Here is a 24688-nt window from a genome sequence, read left to right as displayed (position 1 = left end):
ATGGTATCTAAAACTGCATGATTTTTAAAGTATTAATAGCTTATGAGATCTATATATATCATTGTTAATAATGTATAATCAAAATCATAAAATTTGCTAAAAATATTATCTATACAACAATTATGAAAACTACTGCTAGAGCTAGAAATAATGCTCGTTTATATACTGTGCAAGCTTTGTATCAAAAAAAAGTTGCTGACCACACATTTTCTGAACTAAAAACTCAATATTATGCAGATAATTCAGAGAGACATTATACTGACTGGGATCTTTTTTATAGATTAATGGATGCAGTCAGAGAGAATCAAGATACTATAAACAACTATATACAAGATAATTCAAAAAATGGTATTGAGTCTATAAATTATGTGGATTATGCTGTATTGCAGGTAGCTATAGCAGAACTTATAGAATGTCTAGAGAACCCATATCAGATTATTATAAAAGAGTATGTCGAAATTTGTTACAGTATGGGGACAGAAGAAGGGTATAAATTTGTTAATGCTGTTCTTCAAAATCTAGCTAAGTCGATTAGAGGTGAAGAGTAAAATTATCTTGTGATGTAAGAAAATTAAACTTATTACGATGTTCTTGTTGTTTGTTGTTATCTAAAGTTGCTGTTAGGACAGTTTCTTTATATTCCTCATGAGCTAAAACATCTCCATTATAATCAATGATCATGCTATCTCCAGAATAGCTAAAGTTAGGATCATTTCCAACTCTATTACATGCAATAACATAAGCTTGATTCTCTATCGCTCTTGCTTTTAGTAATGATTTCCAATGTTCACGGCGAGACTCTGGCCAACAAGCAACATTTAGTAGTACATCATATTCATTATTATTACAATTGAATACGGGGAATCTTAGGTCAAAGCATATAGTCAAAAGTATATTAAACCCTTTATATTTAATGATTTGACGTTTATTTCCATTAGTATACTTTTTATCCTCTCCAGCATGTATAAATAGATGATTTTTATCATAAGTATAAACTTGCTTGTCAGGAGTTACAAAATAAAGCCTATTGGCAATTTTATTTTCTGTAAAAGTTGCAGCACTACCTACGATAGCATAATTTTTATCTTTTGCTTGATTGTACATCCAGTTGATAATATCTTCTTCAGAGCTAGCTTCATTAGCAGGGTTCATTATAAAACCAGTATTGAACATTTCACATAGCACCACCAGATCTGTTTGTTCATCAATATTAGCGATTTTATTTTCAATGACTTTATAGTTTGTTTGCTTATCATCCCAAACAATATCTGATTGAATTACACTGACTTTTAATTTTGACATATACTATCCTTATTTTGGTGTTTAGGTCTCTTTTGAGAGTTTAGCAATATTTTACTAAATCGTTAAGGACAAAGTGATATATATAATGAAGTATAATTTGTTGACAAACAAATAACTCAATAACATAATAATCATAATTTGTGTTAACACTTATAATAAGGAAATTAAGAAGACTATAAAATTAAAAATTTATGCAATATTATCTGTCGTTATATTGGCTTTGATTGCTGGATGCTCAAGTATTGAGAGTAATAATGGTATAAAGTATGTAGAGGCTTATTACATAATATAAATGCCATATACTTTTTTGATAAGGTTTATGGTGCAGCATTAGAGTCAATAAAACGGGTGAAACGTACACTACAAATGGTACTCCATACGATCTTAAGATAAACAAGTAATGCTAATGGTAAGGCGATCTTAGAGGGTGTTAATGATAATGACCCTAAAGATATTATTCGTGTAGAGATCGTTAAATTATCAGACAAGCTTACAAAAGTAGCTATCAAGTATGGAAAAGATGGAAACTCTATTAGATCATCTGCTGAAGTTCAGATTATTGAAGGTAACATTAAATACGGTTAATAGCTAAATTTTATTCTAAATTTTTGCAAGAATCTTTGCGCCTTTGATTATCTCATCATCTTTTTTAGCAAAACAAAGTCTCAGTAGCCCATTTTGTGGTTTTTCAAATAATGATGATATTGGAACTAAGCCAATGCCATGTTCTTTGATTAAATTAGAGGCAAAATCTTCATCAAATTGGTTGCTGATATCACTGTAGTCTAGCATCTGAAATGGGGAGCCATGCCATTCAAGAACTTTGAATCTAGTACCTTTTAAGTTATCTCTTAAAAGTTGATTTTGTTTTTTGTATAATTTGTTGAGATTAATGTAATACTCAGGGTGTTCAATAATTCCCTCTGCTAAAGCTAGTTGTAGGGGATGTACCGCTGAGAAAGTTGCAAACTGTTTTACAGCTAAGATATTTCTAATAACATCTATTGGAGCTATAACTACTCCCTGACGCCATCCGGTAACATTATAAGTTTTTCCTAAAGATTGAAGAACAATAAGCTTATCTCTAAGCTCAGGTATTTCAATAGCACTTGTAAAACTCTCTCCTGCGTAGATATGCTCATAAACCTCATCAGAAATTACTAGAAGATTTTTATTTTTAACTATTTTAGCAATTTCTTTAAATTCATCTTTTGATATCACAGTACCCATAGGATTATGAGGCGAATTTAGGATAATAAGTTTTGTTCTATCTGTGATTGCATTTGCGATAGCTGGGATATCAATTCTACCATCTGCTAGTAGTTTTAGTCTTACACAATTACCTTGGTTAAGTTTTGTAGCTCCAACATATGTATCAAAAACCGGATCAAACATGATAACTTCATCACCTTGTCCTATATAAGCAGATATTAATGTAAATAAGCCTTCTTGAGCTCCTGCAGTGATAGCTACATTTTCAATATTTATTTCTGAGTCATAGTATTTTTTAGTCTTTGTGACGATGGCATCGCGCAATGCAATAGTGCCCAGAATTGGAGAGTACTGATTTTTTGCGTGCTGCATATGAAACATTGCTCTATCAATTAACCATTCAGGAGTATCAAATGCAGGAGCTCCTTGAGTGAAATTAAGAGCTTTATATTCTGCAGCTAATGTAGCAAATCTGCCATAAACAGAAGGAGATGTATCTATATGAGGTTTAGCTTTGATCATAGTCTTTGTTATAAATTATTAGTGTATTTACAGTATATAATATAAATATATATTTTAAGTAGAATTTTGTGCGAAAAACATAATAAATAATAGAGATATGTTAATGCTTTGTGGTGAATTCAAGAGGGTTACCGTACATAGATAAATATTTTTTCCTAATACTAATAGTTCTGAGCCTATATAGTTAAGATGATTTGAGTCGGCATAGATCGGAATATTATCTATTACAATATTGTAGTAACTGTCATCACTGATCGCTTTTTTAGGATCAATAATTACTAATTTTTGAAATTCCTTTTTGAGTTTTTCAACAAGATTAGAAAATACCAACTGTTGTTGTTTGATAAATTCTATATTTAATTTTCATGAATTATCTCCAAAAATAAATGGTAGTTTATTTTTTTCTAATGGACAAAGATTAGTGACATCAGTGTTGAGTGCTGGAGTATCTAAAATAAGTATAGGTATACTACCACTATCTACTACTAACTTGATGGATTATTGTATTGAATCAATTGAACTAGAGTATAGTGCATTTGACCATTCACCAGCAAGAATAACATATTTATATTTTTTTGATTTTATCAAATTAGTAATAGCCTTATTTCTATCAGTAACAGAAACGTATTCAACAACATTTTTGAAAGTTGGTAAGAAGGGTGTGGATTTTTGGGTTACAACGTAAGCTTTCTAGTTTATGTTATCAAGCCAAGTAGTTATCATCGGTATTTCAGATCTTGCATGAGAGTCACCTACCAACAGAAAATTTGTATCTTTAGCCTTAGGGCTTCCGATTGAACAGACATTAATGTTAGGAAGCTGTTTTGATTGAAAGCTAGCAGATTGAATCATAAGAAAACAATTGTTTTGATCAATTTTATTAAACCCGTAGTTATAAGTTAGTTTATTTTGATCAATAAGGTTTGAGGAATTGAAACCAAATTTATTATTAGTTGATACTATGAAAAAGCAGCAAGCCAAAATTAGAGGTATTATCCATAGTAGTATAAAGCTTTTAGTAAAGCTAAACTTATATTTGTGTCTAAAAGGTTTTTCTACAAATAAATATGTTAATGTAGCAAGGGCTAAACAAGCAGTAAAAATTATGCTACAAATAGTTGCAGTTTTATTGATACTTAAATAGTTGATATAAGCAATAATAGGTCAATGCCATAAATATAAGGAATATGAGATAAGACCTATAGCCACAATAGGTTTTAGAGAAAGTATTCTATTTATAATAGGTATATGATTAGTGTTTGCGCCAGAATATATATAAATAGTCGCTCCAATACATGCAAGAACAGTCCAAATACTTGGGAAACTCACATTAATAAAAATATAGGGGCTATCATCATTAAAGCGCTTATTGCAGAGAGTATATTAAGAGTTAGTTTGCTATTGTTTATAGTCTCTGGATTATTAAGATATATGGCTAAACAGCAACCAAATAAAAGTTCGAATGCTCTATGAGTTGGAAAGTAATACCATCTGTCAGAGCTTAGAATATATAAATTAAATTCCCCAGAAAGGAAAATCAAGCAAGATATAACTAGCAATATTATTGAAGTAGTTAGAAGTTTTACTTTTGTTGAAAATCTCAGTTTAAATAATAATATTAAGATTAATGGCCAGATCATATAAAACTGTTCTTCTACACCTAATGACCATGTGTGAAGTAGTGGTATTATTTGTGAGTTTTGTCCAAAGTAACCAAAATCAAGTTTTACAAAGAAATAGATATTAGAAAAAGAAGCAATTGCGCTAACAAGTGATTCGGCGTAGTCTATTAAATCTTGCGGTAGTAATATAAGCCATGCAAAAAAAGTAGAGAAAACTAAGACAACTATTAATGCAAGTAGAATTCTTCTAACTCTTCTTAGATAAAAATTTTTGATAGAAAAAGAATCGCTTTGTAGATCTCTAAGAACTATAGATGTAATTAAAATATCCAGAAATTACAAAAAATATATCTACACCAAGAAAGCCAGATTTAATCCAACTTATATTTAGGTGGAATAGAACTACTGATAATACAGCAAATGCTCTTAATCCATCTATATCTTATATTGCTCATTAGTACTTTTTATAAGAGTTTCTATATATTGTGATACATTTTTATTGGTTTTTATAAAGTATAATTTATTCTGGGTACTATGAGTCACTTTTATTAGTCTTTATTTAAGTATTGAAATAATATAGACTTCTTCATAAGGTTTTATTATTTATAGTATTGATGAAAATTTCACGTACGAATGTAATAATAGCTGTTTTGATAATAGCTTTTTTCTTTGTTATAAACTATTTACAGCCTTTAAGAGCTGATGATTTTGGTAGAGCTTATACTGATGCTCTTGATAAGGGTTTCATTATATACCTTCGTGGTATTGCATCAAATTATATTCATTGGACAGGTCGGATATCAGCACAGGCGTTAATCTATCTGTTTTTGAGTAAAAAATATATCCATTTATCAGTATTTCTAATTAATATAATTAACTCGTTATGTTTTTATCTGTTTGTGCTATATTCATATAAAATAGTAAGATCTAAAATAAAAGTTGAACTATTATCGAAGGATTTTTTAATATACTTTTTCTTTTTTGTTTTTCTTTTTTATCAAATAGGATTTATTGCTAATGTTGTATGGAAAACAGCAGCAGTGCAGTACTTTTGGGGCATAACGTTATTAGTTATTTTCTACTATATATCTATAGTGAAAGATAAACAGCATATATGGTTTAGTTTATTTACGGGATTTTTTATTGGCTTATATAATGAAATATTTGTTGGTGTCGCAATTATTTTGTGTTTTGCTTATTTTTTAAATCAAAAGCTCTCTCAAAATGAAATAGGTAAGAATATATTATATTTTTTTATAGCTTGTGTGGTGGGAGGTATAATTCTAATAGTAGCTCCTGGTAATTATGTAAGACTAAATATAGTATATTCCGAAGGCCATGTAACTATATTTAGTCAAGTTATAAACTTAGTTACACAAATTGTAACAAAGCCTGGCGATACACTTGTGCCTATGTTGATGCTATTGATATCCTTAGTTCTTATTTTTACAAACAAAAATATCACAAAGAAAGCTTCTTTTATATATGGGGTAGCAACTGCATCCTCAATATTTGTATTGACACCTGTGGCTAAGTCTTATGATTTGAATCAAAGAGTTTTATTAATTTATGATGCAGTATTTTTTATAATAATGATGCAGCAATTTTATAATCATAGTACTAGTTTTATTCTGAAGTTAAGGTTTCGATTAAATTCTTTAAGTTGGGTGTTTTTAGTATTATTAGTAATACAACTCACATTAATGGTAAGTATTTATTTTGAAATATATAAGTTTGAAAGGTGTAGGAATATTTTAGTTGCATACTATCAGCAAAATAATATCTCTGATCCTACCTTACCCATAATTCCTGAACTTAGTCAAATAACTTTTATAGATGATATTACATCAGATGAAAATGCATATAATAACGATGCTTACGCTAAGTTTTATGATTTTGATAGAGTTTATGGAAAAGAATTAGGCTAGAATATCGAATAATTTTTCTAATGTAATTTCTTGTTTTTCTTGAGTTTTACGATTTTTATACTCAATCAAACCTTGTTCTAACAGTCTATCACTAATAACCACATGATGTGAGTAGCCTATAAGATCTGCATCAGCAAACATCACACCAGGTCTTGCACCTCTATCATCTAAAATCACATCTATTCCTTTTGTAACTAACTCTTGATAGAGTTTGTCAGCTGTTTGTTTGACATTATCTAATTTGTTGTAGTTGATTGGTAATATTGCAACTTGATATGGAGCGATAGCCTCTGGCCAAATGATTCCATTTTCATCATGAGATTGTTCAATTGTAGCAGCCATTACACGCGATACTCCAAAACCGTAGCAACCCATAAGCATAGGTTTAGGTTTGCCATCTTGGTCAATTATATTAGCATTCATTGGTTTTGAATAAACATCTCCAAGCTCGAAAATATGTCCAACTTCGATACCGTTTGTGAGCTCTAGAGTTCCGTTATTATCTGGAGAGATGTCTCCTGTAACTACATTTCTAATATCGGCAATTTGATAATTAGTGATATCTCTATCCCAATTCACATTCGTAAAGTGATAATCGTCTTCATTTGCACCACAATAGATATCTTCAATCATCATTGCACTATAATCAGCTATGATTTGTACAGGACAGTTAACTATCCCTAATGAACCTGGATTAGCATTAAAAATAGAGAAGATTTCATCTTTAGTTGCAAGAATGTATGGAGCTACAATTTGTTCAAGTTTATTAATTTTTGTCTCGTTAAGTTCATGGTCGCCTCGGATAACTAAAGCGAAGAAATTACCTTTAGCATCTTTTATAACCATAGTTTTAATAGTTTTTTTGATATCAAAATCAAGTTCGCTACAAAGTTTTTCGATAGTCTTAATATTTGGAGTATGAGTTTTTGTTATAGTATTCTCAGAAACTGCTCTTGTGCTTAAATCTGGTTTTGCATAGGTTGCTAGCTCAATATTTGCAGCATAGTCAGAGCCATTGCTGTAGCATATAATATCTTCACCAGCATTGGCTAATACTTGAAACTCATGACTATTATCACCACCGATTGCTCCAGTGTCAGCGCGGACAGGACGATAGACTAAGCCAATTTTATCAAGGATGTTACAATAAGTTTCATGCATCTTATTGTAAGTATTATGTAGGCATTCGTTATTTTCATGGAATGAGTAAGCATCTTTCATGATAAATTCACGAGCACGCATCACACCAAAACGAGGGCGGATCTCATCTCTAAATTTTGTTTGAATTTGATAAAGATTTAGAGGTAATTGTTTGTAACTCTTGATAGTGTCACGAGCCATGTTTACAATAGGTTCTTCATGGGTTGGACCATAGCAAAAATCTCTTTCATGTCTGTCTTTTAGCTTCAGAAGCTCAGGACCAAACTTATCCCAGCGATGAGTTTCTTGTAATAATTCAGAAGGTAGGACACTTGGCAGTAATAACTCGCTTGCTCTAGCTTTATTCATTTCTTCACGGACTATATTTTGGATTTTCTGTAGAACTTTTAACCCTACAGGCATCCATGTATAGATTCCTGAAGCAAGTTTTTTTATCAAACCAGCTTTTAGCATGTATTGATGGCTAGTAAGTACAGCTTCTTTAGGAAGCTCTTTTGTAGTAGTAATAAGGGTTTGTGTAGCTTTCATGATTATCTAAATTTCAAAATAATAATATGAGCTAAATTATAGCAAAAAAATAATTATAAAATATAAAAATTGACTCTAGATGAAGGAAGTTAAGGAGATATGAAAAAAACTAAGGAGTATCACCTAGAGTAATCTTTATATATTAAGACTTAATCAAACCCAAAAGCGTAACTTTGTTACTCGTTGGATATGATTTTGCTTAGGAGTGTATATTCTATACTGAATAAATTTTATGTCAATTATTTTTTATAGGTTTAATAACCAATAACTATCTGGATCAGATGGGCAAAGATGCGGACCACATTCAATAAATACGCTTATTGTGTTAGCAAGTGTTAAAGTTAGTATCAAAAATATCTCTATCTTTGTGAATAAATTTAAATTTTTCTTTTTGTCTTCATTTGGAGTAAAGAACCCGCAAATAGTCGCATATATTATGAAAATAATACTTACAATAAAATTCCAAGTATACATATGTAATGAAAATACTGCATCTCCATAATTTCCAGTACCTGGAACAATATGTAAAAGTATTTGTGTCATCGCCATTGCAGCATTTAAAATAGCTACTAATGTTACGAACAAATAGTTCTTATATTTATTACCATGCGACAAGTTTAGTAGTAATCCAAAAGTTAATAAGCTCAGTGACATTCTTTGGAACACACATAAGGCACACGGTAGCTCTTGGAAATAAAGTTGATAATAAAAAGCCATTGCTAAAACGATACTTATACCAATAATAGCTAAAGAGTCGAATAAATCTAAAATATTATCTTTCATAGCTAGCCTCTTAAAGTTGAATATTTATATATCGAATTGTATGAGGGATAAATACTACTAGTAATAATCCCAAAGACACAAGGAAAAGGGTGATAGCTAACTTATGCTTATTTGTTATTGGAAATATTAAGCTAAGAAATGTTGTTAGAAAGATTAAAAATATCATATTGTCAAACTTTATAAATACTGATGTTAACGAGTATAGTCAAAATTTAACTATAAGTGAAATCGAAATTTCTAAATTACATTATAAGTAAAACTAATATTATAATGATAAGCACACTTAGGGCTATTCAGAATTCGTAAATTTAGAGATAAGAAAGGAGGAGAAAAATACAAACTACCCTAAGTAAAAAAATTTTTAGTATAGTGGAAAATTTTTCTTGAATTTATTGGCTCCCCGAGACGGACTTGAACCGCCGACCAATTGATTAACAGTCAACTGCTCTACCGACTGAGCTATCGGGGAACTTGTGAGGTATTATAGGGCTGTTTTGTGATCCTGTCAACAGTATTTTTATTTTTTTTGAGAAAATATGGTGTTTTATCAAGTTTATATGAATTTTAGTGTGTGATAACATATCATAAGTTTCAAAATATCATTATTTAAAATAGTAATAAGTTAGTATGGAAAATCAAGTTATACAAAGACAGCAAGAATTAGTTGAAGAATTATCTTTCTTCGAAGACTGGGAAGATAAGTATGACTATGTCATATCATTGGGTAAGCAATTACCAGAATTTCCTCAAAATAAAAAAACTGAGGAGCATTTGGTTAAAGGCTGTCAATCCCAAGTCTGGTTCGACAGTAGTATAAAAGATGGTAAGTTACATTTTATAGCTACTAGTGATGCATTGATTGTTTCGGGGTTGATTGGAATGTTACTAAGAGTATATAGTGACGCAACTTCAGCAGATATACTTAATTCAGATACTAATTTTATTAAAGAAATTGGTTTTGGTAATAATTTGAGCTCGACAAGAGCTAATGGTCTGAAGTCGATGCTAAATTATATCTATGCTACCGCACAAGAAAATCAGTAAATGAAAATACTAGTTTGTCGCCCTAAGGATGATGCTGATAAGCTTTCACAATTACTAAGATCTGAAGGGTACACAGCTATAAGTTTGCCATGTATTAATATAGATTATATTAGAATAACAAGTTCAGTACTGGATTATACAAGTTATATATTTACTAGCAAATATGCCATTGAGAGTTTGTTTGCTCAATATAATCCTAAATTGTTTCAAGATAAAAAACTCTACAGCGTAGGTCAAACTACTGCAAAAACTCTAAAAAGATATGGTTTAGATGCTATATATCCACATAATCATGGTTCACAAGAGCTTCTAAAGCTAATCATAGAAGAAGATGTCTCTGATGATAGTTTTGCGGTTATCTCTGGAGTTTCTGGAAATGAATTGCTTGTTAAAGAAATATCACAACTAACAAAGTGCGATAAATTTGAAACTTATCAGAGAGTTTTTGAGAGTATTACTGTGCTTAGTCAATCGTATTTGAAAGTGATTGATGATGGTATACATCCTGATGTAATCATTGCAACAAGTATAGCTGTTTTTAGATCTTTGAATAGAGTTTTTGATGAAATAGTAGCTCCCACAGCTGCAATTATTACCATAACAAGCCCGAAAATGTTAGAATTTGTTAATGAACAAGGCTTTGAAAATACTTTGAAGCTTGAGAAATTAGATAATAACTGTATCTATCAAAAAATACGAGAACATATTGAGGCTAAGAATGTCACAGGAAAAAAATATTCAGCAAGAGCAAACCAATAACACTAATGATAATGTTGCTCAGGAGTCAAATTTAAATAAGAAGAAAGCGTCATTTAATATCTTTTCTAAAGCAAGCATTGTTGTATCTTTAGTAGCTCTTGGTTTGGCTAGTTATTCTGTTATTGATTTTGAAAGAAGTGATAATAAACTTGGTGCTAACGATCGAGCTTTAAATAGTTTACAAAATCAACTTGAATCACTTAAATTAATGCAAGCTGAACAAAAAGAGACAATAAAAGATCTAAGTGCACAAAATGATTTTTTAACAGAGAGTCTTAAAGCTACACAGTCTCAAGTTACAACATTGGGTAATCAAGTAGCAGTTCCAACTAAAGATTTGTATTTGCAGATGAGTATAGTAAATATTCAGTCAGCTATTAACTACTTAGTATTAGCTAAAGATGTGGCAATTTTTGATGGTAATGCTCAAAAGGCTAATGAACTGGTTGATAGTGCATTTTATAAAATAGAGGCTAGTGGGGTTGTAAGTATAAGTGTTAGTGAGCGTCAGAAAGTAAAAGATTCTTTAAGAAAAGCTCTTTCAAGAAATGATATTATTAAGCAGTTCGCTTCTATTCAACAGCAGTTTGCTAAGCTTAAATATATCACTCCTGAGAATATTTCTGTTGAAGCTAGTATATCTTCTCAAAATAATTATATGAAAATTTTAAATTCTGTAGTTGAAATACAAAATATACCAGAGAATCAGACTCTTGTTGCAACTAATCAAGCTAAACAAGCTATTGCAAGTAATTTGTATAACTCATTGATACAGTTACAGAGTGCTATGTATAGTAATGATCAAGATAGCATTGATCAAGCTAAAGATAATCTTATTAATATTGTTGATCGATACTTTGTGCAGGATAGCAATGCAAAAGAATTGGAGACGAGTATAGAAAATATTAGATCGCAAAATCTTGATGATATAAATAGTAGTTTAGATAAGGTTATTAATCAGTTATCTGAGCAGCAAAATAAACTTTTGGTAAAAGAATCGAACTTGGCTAAAACTAATATGAGTATACAAGGAAGTGATAAATGATAAGGATTTTAAAGCTTATAATAGTTGTTGCTCTAGCTACTTTGATTGGTATATGGGCAACTAAAAATCATGGATATATTATGTTAGTGATGGCTGATAAAGCTATCAAAGTAAACTTGGTTGCTTGTGTATTTATAGTTTTTGCATTATTATTTGTATTAGTTTTTGGCTTTAGGGTAATTAAGTTAAGTTTTCAACTTCCATATTTATTATTTAACCGGTTTATTGGTCTATTTACGGTTGATAAACAGGAGAGATTTACAGACTTACTTGCTGATATGGTTCTGGAAAATAATAGATTAACCAATAAGCTAAGTGTTTCGAATATTTCTAAAATATCTCCAAGACATTTTAAGGAGTATGTACTTTTTAAAAAGATTTGTATGATCGCAAACTCCAAAGACATCAAAGAATTAGATAAAGCTCTTAAGCAGATTAACAATAATACAATTGTATATAAATTTTTTGAGGTCTATAAGCTCTATCTTGTACAGAAACTCTCAGAAGCACGTGCTAAAGTAATTTTACTTTTAGAGAAAAATGATAGTAGATTTTTGCCTAATATTGCAAATTTGGCAGCGAGTATTGCTTTAGATGATGAGGATGATGTTTTTGCTCTCAAAATTTTAGAAAAATACGATGTTTATTTAAAGCAAGACTTGGGAGAAAAGCTAATTATCTTAGCATTAAGAAAAGCAAAAGATGTTAATAAATTATTAGATATATACAATAAAGCAGATACTACAAATCTATTAAGCGGAGTTTATTTAGAGCAACTTGTTGACTTTGAAGAAATGGTGTTGGCAGAAAAGTTTGCTAAGAAGCAATTAGCTGCAAATAATATCTTGCCAGAAATGCTAAAAATTTATGTCAATGCATTTAGTATCCCAGTAGCTAAACTATCTGAAAAAGTTCTTACTAGAACTAACCATGATTATAATAGTATCCTTATGTTACTAGAACTCGCTGTAGTCAAGTCAGATAATTATAGCTTCAAAATGGCTTACGATTATATTGAAAGGCATATTAAGGAGTTACTGACTATTACACAGTTAGAGAGATATCATCATATATTATGTAAGTTTTTTATAAAAAATGGTGATGTGGTTAGTGTAGATATCTCAGCAACACAGTTAGTTTATCAAAATAACTAAAAGGTATGTTAGATGCAAGTTAAAAGATGGTTTTTGAATAACAGCTTGAGAAATTATCAATATTTATTATATGATGAGAATTACGCCATAGTTATAGATCCTCTTAAAGCAGATATATTTGATGAATTTATCAAACAAAATAATTTAAAGCTTGAGGCAATACTTATTACACATAGGCATGGTGATCATATTGCAGGGGTTAAGAAGTTGCTTAAAATCTATCCTAATGCTTTGGTGTATGCTTATGCAGATAATGAGCTTTTTAAGCCAAGTATCTATGTTGCTGATAGTGATTTTATAGATTTTGGTTTTACAAGCTGTAAGGTGATGTATACCCCCGGCCATATAGATGATCATGTGTGCTTTTTGTTTGAAAAAGAGAAAGCTCTTTTCTGTGGTGATACTTTGTTTAATGCTGGAGTTGGTGGTGTACATGCTACTTCGGCTGATGTAAATCAGCTGTATGATTCAGTAGTCAAAATTTCTAGTTTAGATGGAGATATAAAGCCATATCCAGCTCATGATTATTGGCAGAGTAATCTTGATTTTGCACTTAGTATACTGCCTAATGATGACTCTCTTAAATACTATAGAATTCAAGTTGCGGAGCTTACCGCTGAGCAAAAACCTGAAGTGAATTTGGCAGAGGAAAGTAAACTTAATATTTTTATCAGATCTATAAATGATAAATCTCTACTACAGGCTTTACCTGAATATTCATTAGGGAGAGAAATGTTTATTAAGCTTAGAGAGTTAAAGAATAACTTTTAAATATTGGGTTTAATTTTTAAGATTTTTATCGTCAGTGGCGTCTTTTGGATTGTTTGTGGACTCACTTTTTAAATCTTTCTTAGTCTCTTTAGGTTCTATTTTTGTACGACTAATTTCATGAGGGAAACCACCATTTAAGCCGATTCTTTGAAGTTTGATTATATCTGGAGCCATAGCACGCTTGCTATCATAAGGTCCTATATACATCCTAATCCAGTTACCTACACGCTGAAAATGTGGGTTAAGACCATCTTCTTTCATCTTTTTGACATACCAAGAAGTTTCATCCATATTTCTAAACGAAGCGATCTGGTATATGTATGTGTATTTGTATTGCGCTCTTTGTGCATCAGGCTGAACATCAACTTCTACACTATCATGTTTAAGACTATTGTAGAATGTAAATACCATTTTATCATTATTGTTTTTTTCAGAAAAATCAGGGTTCTGATCACTGTTTGTGGCATCTGTTTGGGTATTATCATTATTATCTTGAGCTTCTGTTGAATTGTTACTTTGATCCACTTGTAGCTCAGCTTTTGCTTTTTCTTCTTCAGCTTTAACTTTTTTTAGATGTTTATTTATAAGTTTAGATGCTACAGCTATTACCAATAGGCATACTACGGCTGCAATTACGATTTTTTTCTTTTTAGAGCTAGAGCCTTTGGGTTTTTGTAGTTCTTGGGGATTTTCTTTTGTTGTTTTTTTAGGTATATCTAATCTTGATAGATCTTTCATAAGTGTAATTTTTTAATAAATCTATTAAACTTTACTAAGTGTTTAATAGCATAACGTTATACTAAACAAAGATTATAATTAATACTTGTGTAAATAAATAGAGTTTTATTCTTAGTTATAACAAAAATAGTATATTTATTGAAATAAATAAATATTGTAATTATTGAAGACTAATCGATAAGCATTATAATTAGCTCCTAAAGAGTTTGTGAATTTTTGAAGTGAATTTTAGTTTATCGTAGTTTATAAATTAGATTTTAAAAATTTAAAAAAAGAGGACATTCAATGCGCTTGCAGAAAAAAATATTATTAACATCAATATGCTTAGCTACTTTTGCAACAACGAATCTATATGCAACAACAGTAGCAGAAGCTACTAAGTTAACTAGTCAAGAGAAATATGATAATAAGAAGATGCTCATTAGCAATTTAGACTTGCTATTTCCATATCCTACAAAGATAACTGTAGGTAGTGTTTCTCAGGATAAAAGTGGTAGTCTAGTAGCAACAGATATTATGATAATAAGTAGTGATCCGAAAAATCCAAATATTAGCATCAATAAAGCTACATTTGAAGGTTTAAAAGCTGGACAGACTGTTAAAAATGATTTTCATATAAAAATTGAAGGTTTAAGTATAGCAAATTTAGCTACGGCAGTTGCTAATAGCAATGTGGTTAGCTCAAATACAGATCCAAAAGATCTTGCAAATAACCAAGGTTTGTTTGCTATTTTAATGAACAGTATAGGTCAGGCATTATATAACCTTGATATTAACTATAACTATAACTATAATAACAGTACGATTGATTTTGTATTAAATTCAACTATAGATAAAAAGACATTTATAAAAACAAATGCTAAATTAAAAGACATAGATTTGTCTGGAACTAGTGTTGATATGGACTTTTTAGCAGCATTGATGACAAAATGTATGAACTCGAAGATACAAAATCTTAGTTTTGATGCAAATTTTTCAGAAGTTTTAAAAGAAATAACAGATAAATACTTGGGTAAAGAGTACAAGCAAAATCCGATATTAGATTTTAATGGTGAGTTAGGTAAGAAATCTGGTGAATTAGTATTGAACTTTGATGGAAAATTGGGTGTCAATAACTATGGTAAATATAATATTATAATTGATGGTATAGACTTAAATGATAGTACTATCAATCAAATCATTGATGGCGCAAGCAAAGCCTTAGATAATGCTTATGTGAAGTCAAATACCCGCTGACTCAAAAATTTAGCTTAACTTCCAAAAGGATTTTTTCCCTGAGAAATCACCAATAAGAGAGGTTTTTTCAATACTTGATACTAATGATATTAATATAAAAATTAACTCAGATCACCAATTTAAGAATAATAAATATAATACTAACTTTGATATACAGGTAGAGGGGCTAGCAAGTTTGAATGGTAGTGCTGAAGCTATGGTAAATGACAAATTAAGCTTATTACCATACCTAGGTGTGGGCGCACAAGATCAAAAAGATTTATATGATTATAATAATGAGCTATGTCTAAAAAATGTAAATGTTACATTTGCTAACTATGGATTACTTGAAAAAATAGCTAGGCTTGCAAATCAAGATCCGAATACTACTCCTCAGCAAATACTTGGATCATATGGAGCATTGTTACAGCTTTTTGCAGTACAACAACGAGATAGATTCTTACAGCAGGTACTGTCATCATTTGCAATGTTCTTACTAAATCCTAAGAATATAAGTATCCATGCTAAAGCGAATAAGCCAGTTAATGAAATGGTATTATTAAACATGTTAGCCAATGATGCTAAAACTCTAAAAAGAAATAATCCTATCAAGAATAATGGTAAGGTTGATTTAAGTAAGAGTCCTGATGTTAAGCTTATAAATAATATACAAAATCTATTTAAGATTAATTTTGATGTAAATCAGAACTAAAAATTAATATTTCTTGAAAATTAAAGCTATATCTCTATTGACAACTTCTCAAAATAAGATAATATATCACCCTATAAAGCGGGAATAGCTCAGTGGTAGAGCACAACCTTGCCAAGGTTGGGGTCGCGAGTTCGAGCCTCGTTTCCCGCTCCATACTCTTTGGTTTGTGTGGCTGAGTAGCAAAATGGTTATGCAGAGGCCTGCAAAGCCTTGGACGCCGGTTCGATTCCGGCCTCAGCCTCCACTAGCCCGGGTGGTGAAATTGGTAGACACAAGGGACTTAAAATCCCTCGGAGCTTAACCTCCGTGCCGGTTCGATTCCGGCCCCGGGCACCATTTATTACTTTCATATAGTTTCATTAAATACTTACATATTCTTCTTTTAGAAATTTATGGTTCCATATAGTTATATGGAAGGTTATTAAAGACTTGTGTTTAGAGTTATAAGACTTTTGAATTTTGTTTTTGATAACTGCACATGATAACTATGAAAATGATATAATATCAAAAACTTCTAAAATTAAAAGAGTTAATAACTCTACCAATTATAACCGTATCAGTTGGTGATTTGATTTCATCATTATTTTGAAATTTTGAGTTTAGTGGCATCAAATATAAGCGGTTATTATCTTTGTATAATAGTTTAACTGTAGCTCCATCGGAGTTTCTAGCGACTACAATCTTATCTACTAAATTTTGAGGACTGATTTCGCTAAGGTCAACTAAAATATTCTCACCTTCGTAGAGAGTATATTTAGCATATTTAGGACTAAGCAGTTGAGATTCTGAAGAATCATAGAGCATACTTTCACCTTGTACTCTTAGTGAAAAACCGTTTTTGGGTACAAGAAAATGAGGAATTTGTAAGTAGTCGATAGGATCTATACTTTCTTGAGATTCGGTAAACTCACCAGCCTGAACATAACTCAATACGGGAACATTAACAATAGCTACTATAGATGTATCATTAGGATGGTAATTGTCTTCTAAGCCTAGTATTCTCATAACCTCTATATGTCCATCATAGGAGGGGCAGTTTGTACCTGCAACCCAACCTTTGATAGTGCGATCACTTTTACCAAGTTTTTGGGCTAATTCGACTTGTTTCATGCCTATTCTTTTTAAGGCTGGTTTTAGATCGGTTTTATAGTCAAACATCTCTAATTCTAAATATAATAATCTAAGTCTAAGTATATTTGTATGAAAGTATCAATTCAATAAATTTTTGAAAAATGGTGCAATAATACTTCCCTTTACAGTAAAGGTTAGCTACTATTAAAAGTGTGATAAAACAGCACTTTTATGAAATAAAGGAGTTAAAAAATGATAAGAAAAAGTATTCTAGTAGAAAATCAGGAAATTAAAGATTTGTTATCTGTTATCAAACAACACTATATATCTGATAATAGAAATACTATTCAAGATGTAAGTTTGAACCATGTTGTGAATAGAGCGTATAAAGACGATGTAAGGAAATATATAGCTGATCGTTGGCATGCTCTAGAAACTAAAGTTGGGCATCAAGTTACCCTTCTAGAAAATAACTATAATAAGAGTATCATCAATAAATTATACAAAAAGTCTCGTGATCTAAATTTTGTGATTAAAACTCGACCTGATGATTCATCAAGAGATTTACACGATTCAATCAAAAAAGTATCTAACATAGATATAGTTATAAGAGAGTTTTCTTTCTCTTAAAGTCTACTTAATTACTTGTTTCTCTAGTACCTTTTGCCTAAATAAACAGATAGTATAATTATAAACATTCCGACAAGTTGTTGTATTGAGAATGTTTCTCTAAATAAAACATAGCCATATAGCAATGCAAATACTGGACCAATTAGTAAAACCAAAGAACTCATAGCTAATGATATATGCTTAATACGACTAATATATAGTATATTTCCAAGTAAATATCCAAATAGAGCTATAGCTAATAAAATCGCAATACCTCTAGAAGTAGTTGGAACTATCTGTTCATTGAAAATAAAAGCTAATATAAATAATACAACTGAACCACTTAATGAGGCGATAAACATTATTCTAAAAGTTGAGCAAGAGTCTCTAAGTTTCTTAGAAAAGATAATAAAAAGAGCATAGACATATGGCAGATATAATCGCTAGCCAATTACCTAAAAGGTGCTGAGAGCTTAGACCTGCCTGACTCATAAGAAGTAATAAGTCAATAAATGCTACCAATAAAACTAAATAGTATTTAAGAGAGACTTTCTCCTTGAGAAATATGATAGCTATGAAAGTTGTAATAAATGGGCAAGGGTTAGTTAGAAGACTAGCTTCTGCTATTGATGTATAAATCAGAGAGATACTATAAAAAGCTAAATCTAAAGCTAAGAAAAATCCTGTTAACGCGGCGATATAGAGTGATTTTTTTGATAGTTTTTCTTCATCTTTGGTGATTGCCAAAAATGAATATAAAATATACAAGGTAGTAAGAGTCTATAACCAAAACTTGCGATAGGACCAACTTTTGAATATCTAATCAATACTGATGCTACAATAAGATTAGAAAGAGCAAATAGTATTATAAAAAAATCTCTATTCATAGTTTTGTCCTAAATAAAATGACTATTAAGCAGATGATATCATGAAATTAGCTAAATACTTGTGATAATTAAATGTAAATACTAGTGTTATCTAAACTTAGAGATTTTAACTTTAGTAGATACATGCTAAATTAGCTTTAGAGTTAATTCTTTAAGTAAATTTTAAGGTCAAAATCAATGCATATAAGTGAGCGCCGCAAATGGTATATAGGCTTTGCTATTTTTGTGATAATAGTTCTATTATCTTTTTCATTACTCCACGCATCAATATGGGTAAGCATAGGTTTTATAGCTGTTTTAGGAGTGATTGCAATATATGATACTACCCAAACAAAACATGCTATTTTGAGAAACTTTCCTATAGTTGGACATATGCGTTTTATACTTGAGTTTATTCGCCCTGAAATTCAGCAATATTTTATCGCAGATAATGAAAGTGAAAAGCCCTTTGGTAGAGAGACAAGATCTACAATCTATCGCCGAGCTAAGGGTCTAAATGACACCGTAGCATTTGGTACTGAGAAAGATATTGATAGAGTCGGTTATGAGTGGGTAACACATTCGCTAGTGCCGAAGCATTTGGATGAAGTTGAAACTCGGGTTAAATTTGGTGGTTCTAATTGTAAACAACCATATATGGCATCACATCTGAATATATCAGCAATGAGTTTTGGAGCATTGTCAGCTAATGCAATTATGGCTTTGAACAAGGGTGCTAAGTTGGGTGGATTTTGTCATTGTACTGGTGAAGGTGGTTTGACAAAGTATCATTTACAAGGTGGCGATATTGTATTTCAGATTGGTACAGCTTATTTTGGTTGCCGCACTGAAGATGGTAACTTTTCTGCTGAGAAGTTTGCTGAAAAAGCAAATCTAGATAGTGTTAAAATGATTGAGATTAAGTTATCTCAAGGTGCTAAGCCATCTCATGGTGGTGTGTTACCTGCTGCTAAGATAACTCCAGAAATCGCGGAAATTAGGGGAGTATCTATGGGTAAAGATGTTTTATCACCACCAGCACATAGTGCTTTTTCAACACCAATCGAGTTTTGTCATTTTATAAAGTTATTAAGAGATTTATCAAATGGCAAGCCAATAGGGTTTAAGCTTTGTATTGGTAGTCATGTAGAGTTTTTGGCTATATGTAAGGCAATGCTTGAGACAGGTATCAAACCTGATTTTATAACTGTAGATGGAGCAGCTGGTGGTACTGGTGCAGCACCTTTAGAATTTTCTAATCATATAGGTATGCCGTTAGAAGATAGTCTGATATTTGTGCATAATGCTTTGGTTGGTTGTGGGTTACGCGATGAGATTCGTATTGTTGCAAGTAGTAAGGTAGCAACAGGTTTTGATATGGTTAGATTATTTGCTATGGGAGCAGATACTTGTAATTCTGCTAGAGCAATGATGATGGCTGTAGGTTGTATTCAATCACGCCAATGTAATAACAATACTTGTCCAGTTGGTGTGGCATCCCAAAACGAGCGTCTTGCAAAAGCACTAGTTGTAGAGGATAAAATGTATCGTGTGTATAATTTCCATAAGGCTACGATTAATTCATGCTTGGAAATCGTTGGAGCAATGGGTCTAACATCTACAAATGATATTGGTCCAGAAAACCTCAAAAAACGCGTATCTGTAAATGAGATTAAGTCATATATAGATTTGTATGATTTTATTCCTGAGAATAGTTTGATAGATAGTAATATGCCAGCTAGCTTTGCAAGATCTTGGGAAAAAGCTCAAGCGAATTCTTTTTAGTTTTTCAAAACCAAATAATAATTTTTTGTCTACTCAATTTGCTAAAATAACTAATATAAATATTCTTGTTAGTTAAATATGGCGTTATATACCTATCCATCAAATAAGCTTGAGTATCTAGTTCAAGTTTTATCTAAACTTCTAGATGTTGAAAAAAAAGATTTGTTCACACCGACACAACTAATAGTTGGTAGCCGTGGTATGCAACATTGGTTAAGTATGCGGTTAGCACAATATCGTAATATTGCGATGAATCTTAAATATGACATGATAAATGGTTATATACTTGATATTTGTTATGAACTCACAGCAAAACAAGAATATAAAAAAGCATACACAAAAGATATTTTAGCTTGGAGAATTTTTAGAAGTTTAGATAGTATCAATAACCCTAAACTTCAAGAGTATTATCACAGTAGCGATCTTAAGAAATATCAACTATCCATTAAAATAGCCGAGACTTTTTCAAAATATATATCATATCGAAGTGAGTGGTTGCAAAAGTGGGAGCAGGGCGAGTATATAAATCCTGTTAAACCAGAGAGTGATGAAGATTGGCAAATACAGCTTTGGCAGAAGCTTGTTGAAGATGTCGCTGAAACACCATATAAAGTCCAAGCAGAAGCACTCCAAAAGCTTAATCGACAAAACTTAGAAAAGTTAAATATACCAAATGATATCTATATATTTGGGGTTAATACTATATCTCCCAAAAATCTTGGTTTTGTATTTGAGTTGGCTAAATATATTGATGTTAATATTTTGTATATTAACCCATGTAGTGAGTATTGGTATGATTTACACAAGAGCAAAATCTCAGCTTGGCTAGATAGTGATGATTATGAGCTTCAACCTCTTTTGGCAAATCTAGGTCAACAAGGTAAAGAATTTTTTAACCAGCTTCTAGAAAATCAAGAAAAGCAAGAGTTAGAAATCTTTGAAAAATTTGATAAAAATTCGTTAGATTTTGAGAAACTTGCTGATAATGACCAAACACAGCTAGTAAGCCTACAGCGGAATTTACTCGAACTTGATTGCCAAAATCATACCAAGCAAAAAGATTTAAGCATCAGTATTAATTCATGTCATAGTCCACTTAGAGAAGTGCAGATTTTACATGATAAGCTTTTGGATATGATCAAAGCAGATCCTAGCATTAAGCCTCGAGATATTTTGGTAATGTGTCCAAATATTGAGGATTATTCGCCATATATTGATAGTGTGTTCACAAGGTTTCCAACAGATAAAAAGCTCCCATGTTCGATAGCAGATAGGACATTATTAGATTCAGAGCCTTTAACCGCTAGCTTTATTGAGCTTTTGCAGTTGCCAGAGAGTAACTTTGAAGTTAATAAGATACTTGATTATCTAGCTGTACCAGCAATTCAGCAAAAGTTCAAAATTACGGATGAGCAATTAGAAACTATTAGCTATTGGTTAAAAGAGTCATGTATTCATCATGGTAATAATGGTCAGACATTCTCATGGAGCTGGGGACTTAAGAGATTGATGCTAGGGTTTAGCTATAGTGATAGCAATCATATTATCGATGATAAACTAATGACTATATCTGTGATTGAAGGTAGTGAGATTGTCGAACTTGGTGGCTTGTATGAGTTGCTAGAGCTGTTAGAAAAATATTCACAAGAGCTGCTTAAGCCAAGAAGCTTAGAAGCATGGCAAGACTATCTTTTGGAGATGTTTGATGATGTCTTTGATGTAACTAGTGATGAGCAATATATTGCTAAGAAAATCAAAGATATAATCGTAAAGACAGTCACTACAGCTAAAGATGTATTGCTGGCGGAAGAGATTGATTTGTATACAATTAGATATTGTCTGATTTCGCAGTTATCTGAACCTATTATTAATAACCATTTTTTAAATGGTAAAGTAACATTCTGCTCAATGACACCAATGCGTAATGTTCCTTTTAGAGTGATAGCGATGCTAGGGTTAAATAATGGTAAGTTTCCACGCCAAGAATCTGCGATTAGCTTTGATTTGATGGCAAGACTTGGAAGAGTTAAAGGCGATAGAACTAAACGAGATGATGATAGATATTTATTTCTAGAGGCTATTACATCTGCACGAGATTATTTGTATCTTAGTTACATTGGTAGAAGTGTTAAGACTAATATTGAGCAACAACCAAGTCTAATACTCAAAGAGTTGACTAGCTATTTGGATTTGAATTATGGCTGGGAAAAGGTGGATATTAAAGAATATCCACTACATCCTTTTAGTTCTAAATGCTATGCTGATGAGTACAGAAGCTATGATGAGGCTTGGTTGAGTTTGTTACAGTCAAAGCCTAAGGTATTTTATGATTCTACTAAAACTACCCCGCCTTGCTTACGCAATTCACCCCTTCACGAAGCGAAGGGGAACTGTATAAGTAGTCATACCCGTGAAGGTGGGTATCTCGATAGTAATGAGACAAATTTAAGAGATTCCCACCTACGTGGGAATGGCGATAGCTTGAGTGTAGCCCCTAAGCTCCCACAACAATTATCTATCTCTAAATTAGTCAAAATTTTTGATGATCCAATTAAGGCTTATACAAATTATGGCTTGGAGCTATATTTAGAGGATGACTTTGAAGAGCTAGAAGACAGTGAGCCATTTGATATTAATAGTTTAGATAAGCATAAATTTAAACAAGATTTATTAAACACTCTTGAGAATGAGAAAGACAAAGAATTAACCATAAAAAAAGCTAAGCTAAGTGGTAAGCTTCCAAAATCGGTACTTACTGATACAGAGATTAATCAAGAGCTTGAAAATATCCAAAAGTTATTAGATAAGGCGAATTTAGTAAATTATGAGTCTAAATATTTTCATCAAGAGATATTAGGATATGAGCTAGAGGCTAATTGTCATATCAAAGATAATCAAGTTTTGTTATATACAACTTCAACTTTTGGTATTAAGCATCGATTTGAATTATATTTGACAGCACTATTAGTGGCATTATCAGAGCAACAAGATATCTCTGTTACTTATGTTTATTTTGATAAAGACAAAAATCAAGCATTTGATACTACTTTTGTTATAAGTCATTTAGGTGTAAAAGAGTTGTTAGAAAAATATCTATCAAATGCGGAAAAGATAGTATCTAAGCCAACTTTAGTACATTTATTTTTAGCAGAAGCATTGCTTGCTGATAGAGAGAGTTATGGTAAGAGATATAAAAAGTCAGATAAACAAAAACAACAAGCTTGGGATAAAGTCATTTCAGATGATAATAATCCTAGATCGTTGGATAAAAATGAGTATTTTAAGCTATTTTATAATGAGTATCCAAAAATAGAAGACTTTGAGGGTCTGCAAATATATCAAGATTTCTTTGAGGTTATAAATGAAAATAAATAAAAATTTATCCCCACCACAGTTATACAAGGATATTTATATTAGCTTTGAAATTGCTATTGCGGCTCGTATATGTTTTTTGTTTGGCCTTTATCTATCTGAGTTGTTGCACGTAGGTCAGTCTGTAATTTGGGGTTTTGGTGTCTGATAATAGTCTCTATAATTTTACAATTAAGTATTAGAGACTATTACTCAGCAGCTTTTCAAATTCTTGTAGGCTCTGTAATAGGTGGTATCACAGCATTTATTTTTACATCTATTTTAGGTTATCATTATTATGTCATGATTTTAGCTGTGGCAATTAGTGTTCTTATCACAGAGACTCTACATCTTGAGAATGTTATCAAAATGAGTAGTGCAAATGCTGGAGTAATTGTTGCATTAGGATTGTATCAGCCAAGTTATTCACCTTTTCTAAATACCGGTTTACGTTTGATAGAAACATTTAGTGGTACAGCTATAGCATTATTTTTTATATGGGAAATTTAA

Annotated in this window: 17 protein-coding genes, 4 tRNA genes and 4 pseudogenes; 16 read left to right on the top strand and 9 right to left on the bottom strand. The window is 31.2% G+C overall.

What is annotated here, in order from left to right:
- Positions 1 to 122: 122 nt before the first annotated feature.
- Positions 123 to 548 carry a transcription antitermination factor NusB gene (nusB, locus tag FNO12_RS07135; protein WP_014714883.1) on the top strand — a complete coding sequence of 142 codons (426 nt, stop codon included), beginning with the start codon at positions 123 to 125 and terminating at the stop codon, positions 546 to 548.
- Here the strand turns inward: nusB and FNO12_RS07130 are convergent.
- Positions 532 to 1302, bottom strand: a complete 771-nt coding sequence (locus FNO12_RS07130) for an amidohydrolase (RefSeq protein ID WP_014714884.1) — start codon at positions 1300 to 1302, stop codon at positions 532 to 534. The genes nusB and FNO12_RS07130 overlap by 17 nt on opposite strands.
- A gap of 417 nt (positions 1303 to 1719) precedes the next feature.
- On the opposite strand from FNO12_RS07130, the gene FNO12_RS11005 reads away from it, so the two are divergent.
- Complete coding sequence (locus FNO12_RS11005) at positions 1720 to 1887, top strand: DUF3568 family protein (RefSeq protein WP_306807230.1); 168 nt, start codon at positions 1720 to 1722, stop codon at positions 1885 to 1887.
- A 15-nt stretch (positions 1888 to 1902) separates the two neighbouring features.
- On the opposite strand, the gene FNO12_RS07120 is transcribed toward FNO12_RS11005, so the two are convergent.
- Both FNO12_RS07120 and FNO12_RS07115 read right to left on the bottom strand, forming a co-directional pair.
- On the bottom strand, positions 1903 to 3036 hold the full coding sequence (locus FNO12_RS07120) for an aminotransferase class I/II-fold pyridoxal phosphate-dependent enzyme (RefSeq protein WP_014714885.1): 1134 nt from the start codon (positions 3034 to 3036) through the stop codon (positions 1903 to 1905).
- 100 nt (positions 3037 to 3136) lie between these two features.
- A pseudogene (locus FNO12_RS07115) lies at positions 3137 to 5097 on the bottom strand (acyltransferase family protein).
- Positions 5098 to 5272: 175 nt separating this feature from the next.
- Here FNO12_RS07115 and FNO12_RS07110 point away from each other — a divergent pair.
- Positions 5273 to 6586 (top strand): DUF6056 family protein, encoded by a 1314-nt coding sequence (locus FNO12_RS07110; protein ID WP_030005709.1) that lies wholly within the window; start codon positions 5273 to 5275, stop codon positions 6584 to 6586.
- Here the strand turns inward: FNO12_RS07110 and FNO12_RS07105 are convergent.
- From FNO12_RS07105 to FNO12_RS07095, 3 genes are all read right to left on the bottom strand, one after another.
- Positions 6578 to 8275, bottom strand: coding sequence for a proline--tRNA ligase (locus tag FNO12_RS07105; RefSeq protein WP_014714886.1), 1698 nt, complete (start codon positions 8273 to 8275; stop codon positions 6578 to 6580). The two genes, FNO12_RS07110 and FNO12_RS07105, sit on opposite strands and share 9 nt — an antisense overlap.
- A gap of 246 nt (positions 8276 to 8521) precedes the next feature.
- Positions 8522 to 9058, bottom strand: coding sequence for a disulfide bond formation protein B (locus FNO12_RS07100; protein ID WP_014714887.1), 537 nt, complete (start codon positions 9056 to 9058; stop codon positions 8522 to 8524).
- Positions 9059 to 9451: 393 nt separating this feature from the next.
- Positions 9452 to 9527: transfer RNA gene (locus FNO12_RS07095), tRNA-Asn, on the bottom strand.
- Positions 9528 to 9685: 158 nt separating this feature from the next.
- On the opposite strand from FNO12_RS07095, the gene FNO12_RS07090 reads away from it, so the two are divergent.
- The 5 genes from FNO12_RS07090 to FNO12_RS07070 are packed head-to-tail and all read left to right on the top strand — an operon-like array spanning position 9686 to position 13831.
- On the top strand, positions 9686 to 10102 hold the full coding sequence (locus FNO12_RS07090; RefSeq protein ID WP_014714889.1) for a SufE family protein: 417 nt from the start codon (positions 9686 to 9688) through the stop codon (positions 10100 to 10102).
- A complete protein-coding gene (locus FNO12_RS07085) occupies positions 10103 to 10861 on the top strand; it encodes a uroporphyrinogen-III synthase (RefSeq protein WP_014714890.1) in 759 nt (252 codons plus the stop codon).
- Positions 10821 to 11906 carry a hypothetical protein gene (locus tag FNO12_RS07080; protein ID WP_014714891.1) on the top strand — a complete coding sequence of 362 codons (1086 nt, stop codon included), beginning with the start codon at positions 10821 to 10823 and terminating at the stop codon, positions 11904 to 11906. Before FNO12_RS07085 ends, FNO12_RS07080 begins: the two co-directional genes overlap by 41 nt.
- Positions 11903 to 13060: a hypothetical protein gene (locus tag FNO12_RS07075; RefSeq protein WP_014714892.1), complete on the top strand. Its 1158-nt coding sequence runs from the start codon at positions 11903 to 11905 to the stop codon at positions 13058 to 13060. The genes FNO12_RS07080 and FNO12_RS07075 overlap by 4 nt, the downstream gene beginning before the upstream one ends.
- 12 nt (positions 13061 to 13072) lie before the next feature.
- Positions 13073 to 13831 (top strand): MBL fold metallo-hydrolase, encoded by a 759-nt coding sequence (locus FNO12_RS07070; RefSeq protein ID WP_014714893.1) that lies wholly within the window; start codon positions 13073 to 13075, stop codon positions 13829 to 13831.
- A 9-nt stretch (positions 13832 to 13840) separates the two neighbouring features.
- On the opposite strand, the gene FNO12_RS07065 is transcribed toward FNO12_RS07070, so the two are convergent.
- Positions 13841 to 14569, bottom strand: coding sequence for an SPOR domain-containing protein (locus tag FNO12_RS07065; protein ID WP_014714894.1), 729 nt, complete (start codon positions 14567 to 14569; stop codon positions 13841 to 13843).
- Between the two features lie 285 nt (positions 14570 to 14854).
- Here FNO12_RS07065 and FNO12_RS11605 point away from each other — a divergent pair.
- The 4 genes and pseudogenes from FNO12_RS11605 (at position 14855) to FNO12_RS07045 (ending at position 16832) form a co-directional block, all read left to right on the top strand.
- Positions 14855 to 16496 (top strand): annotated as a pseudogene (locus FNO12_RS11605) (aq_1923 C-terminal domain).
- A gap of 78 nt (positions 16497 to 16574) precedes the next feature.
- Positions 16575 to 16649: transfer RNA gene (locus FNO12_RS07055), tRNA-Gly, on the top strand.
- 17 nt (positions 16650 to 16666) lie between these two features.
- Positions 16667 to 16740: transfer RNA gene (locus tag FNO12_RS07050), tRNA-Cys, on the top strand.
- Positions 16741 to 16743: 3 nt separating this feature from the next.
- Positions 16744 to 16832, top strand: a tRNA-Leu gene (locus FNO12_RS07045).
- 168 nt (positions 16833 to 17000) lie between these two features.
- Here FNO12_RS07045 and FNO12_RS07040 read toward each other — a convergent pair.
- Entirely contained in the window at positions 17001 to 17654 is a 654-nt protein-coding gene (locus FNO12_RS07040; protein WP_014714895.1) for a LexA family protein, read from the bottom strand.
- Between the two features lie 165 nt (positions 17655 to 17819).
- Here FNO12_RS07040 and FNO12_RS07035 point away from each other — a divergent pair, with 165 nt between their 5' ends.
- Entirely contained in the window at positions 17820 to 18197 is a 378-nt protein-coding gene (locus tag FNO12_RS07035) for a hypothetical protein (RefSeq protein WP_014714896.1), read from the top strand.
- A 23-nt stretch (positions 18198 to 18220) separates the two neighbouring features.
- Here FNO12_RS07035 and FNO12_RS07030 read toward each other — a convergent pair.
- Positions 18221 to 19063: pseudogene (locus FNO12_RS07030) on the bottom strand (DMT family transporter).
- A gap of 177 nt (positions 19064 to 19240) precedes the next feature.
- Between FNO12_RS07030 and FNO12_RS07025 the strand changes: the two are divergent.
- From FNO12_RS07025 to FNO12_RS07015, 3 genes and pseudogenes are all read left to right on the top strand, one after another.
- Positions 19241 to 20827, top strand: coding sequence for an FMN-binding glutamate synthase family protein (locus FNO12_RS07025; RefSeq protein ID WP_014714897.1), 1587 nt, complete (start codon positions 19241 to 19243; stop codon positions 20825 to 20827).
- A gap of 78 nt (positions 20828 to 20905) precedes the next feature.
- Positions 20906 to 24202, top strand: coding sequence for an exodeoxyribonuclease V subunit gamma (recC, locus tag FNO12_RS07020; protein ID WP_014714898.1), 3297 nt, complete (start codon positions 20906 to 20908; stop codon positions 24200 to 24202).
- A pseudogene (locus tag FNO12_RS07015) lies at positions 24189 to 24688 on the top strand (FUSC family protein). The gene recC and the pseudogene FNO12_RS07015 overlap by 14 nt, the downstream one beginning before the upstream one ends.

This window comes from Francisella orientalis FNO12 (assembly GCF_001042525.2).
GTDB classification, from domain to species: domain Bacteria; phylum Pseudomonadota; class Gammaproteobacteria; order Francisellales; family Francisellaceae; genus Francisella; species Francisella orientalis.
The sequence above is the reverse complement of the archived record's forward strand: the minus strand, read 5'-3'. Positions and strand labels throughout refer to the sequence as shown.

Excerpts from the sequence above, each read along its gene's own strand:
- FNO12_RS07110 (WP_030005709.1), top strand. The coding sequence starts at position 5,273 with ATGAAAATTTCACGTACGAATGTAATAATAGCTGTTTTGATAATAGCT.
- recC (WP_014714898.1), top strand. The coding sequence starts at position 20,906 with ATGGCGTTATATACCTATCCATCAAATAAGCTTGAGTATCTAGTTCAA.
- FNO12_RS07085 (WP_014714890.1), top strand. The coding sequence starts at position 10,103 with ATGAAAATACTAGTTTGTCGCCCTAAGGATGATGCTGATAAGCTTTCA.
- FNO12_RS07080 (WP_014714891.1), top strand. The coding sequence starts at position 10,821 with ATGTCACAGGAAAAAAATATTCAGCAAGAGCAAACCAATAACACTAAT.
- FNO12_RS07075 (WP_014714892.1), top strand. The coding sequence starts at position 11,903 with ATGATAAGGATTTTAAAGCTTATAATAGTTGTTGCTCTAGCTACTTTG.
- nusB (WP_014714883.1), top strand. The coding sequence starts at position 123 with ATGAAAACTACTGCTAGAGCTAGAAATAATGCTCGTTTATATACTGTG.
- FNO12_RS07105 (WP_014714886.1), bottom strand. The coding sequence starts at position 8,275 with ATGAAAGCTACACAAACCCTTATTACTACTACAAAAGAGCTTCCTAAA.
- FNO12_RS07025 (WP_014714897.1), top strand. The coding sequence starts at position 19,241 with ATGCATATAAGTGAGCGCCGCAAATGGTATATAGGCTTTGCTATTTTT.
- FNO12_RS07120 (WP_014714885.1), bottom strand. The coding sequence starts at position 3,036 with ATGATCAAAGCTAAACCTCATATAGATACATCTCCTTCTGTTTATGGC.
- FNO12_RS07100 (WP_014714887.1), bottom strand. The coding sequence starts at position 9,058 with ATGAAAGATAATATTTTAGATTTATTCGACTCTTTAGCTATTATTGGT.
- FNO12_RS07040 (WP_014714895.1), bottom strand. The coding sequence starts at position 17,654 with ATGTTTGACTATAAAACCGATCTAAAACCAGCCTTAAAAAGAATAGGC.
- FNO12_RS07070 (WP_014714893.1), top strand. The coding sequence starts at position 13,073 with ATGCAAGTTAAAAGATGGTTTTTGAATAACAGCTTGAGAAATTATCAA.
- FNO12_RS07035 (WP_014714896.1), top strand. The coding sequence starts at position 17,820 with ATGATAAGAAAAAGTATTCTAGTAGAAAATCAGGAAATTAAAGATTTG.
- FNO12_RS07130 (WP_014714884.1), bottom strand. The coding sequence starts at position 1,302 with ATGTCAAAATTAAAAGTCAGTGTAATTCAATCAGATATTGTTTGGGAT.
- FNO12_RS07065 (WP_014714894.1), bottom strand. The coding sequence starts at position 14,569 with ATGAAAGATCTATCAAGATTAGATATACCTAAAAAAACAACAAAAGAA.
- FNO12_RS07090 (WP_014714889.1), top strand. The coding sequence starts at position 9,686 with ATGGAAAATCAAGTTATACAAAGACAGCAAGAATTAGTTGAAGAATTA.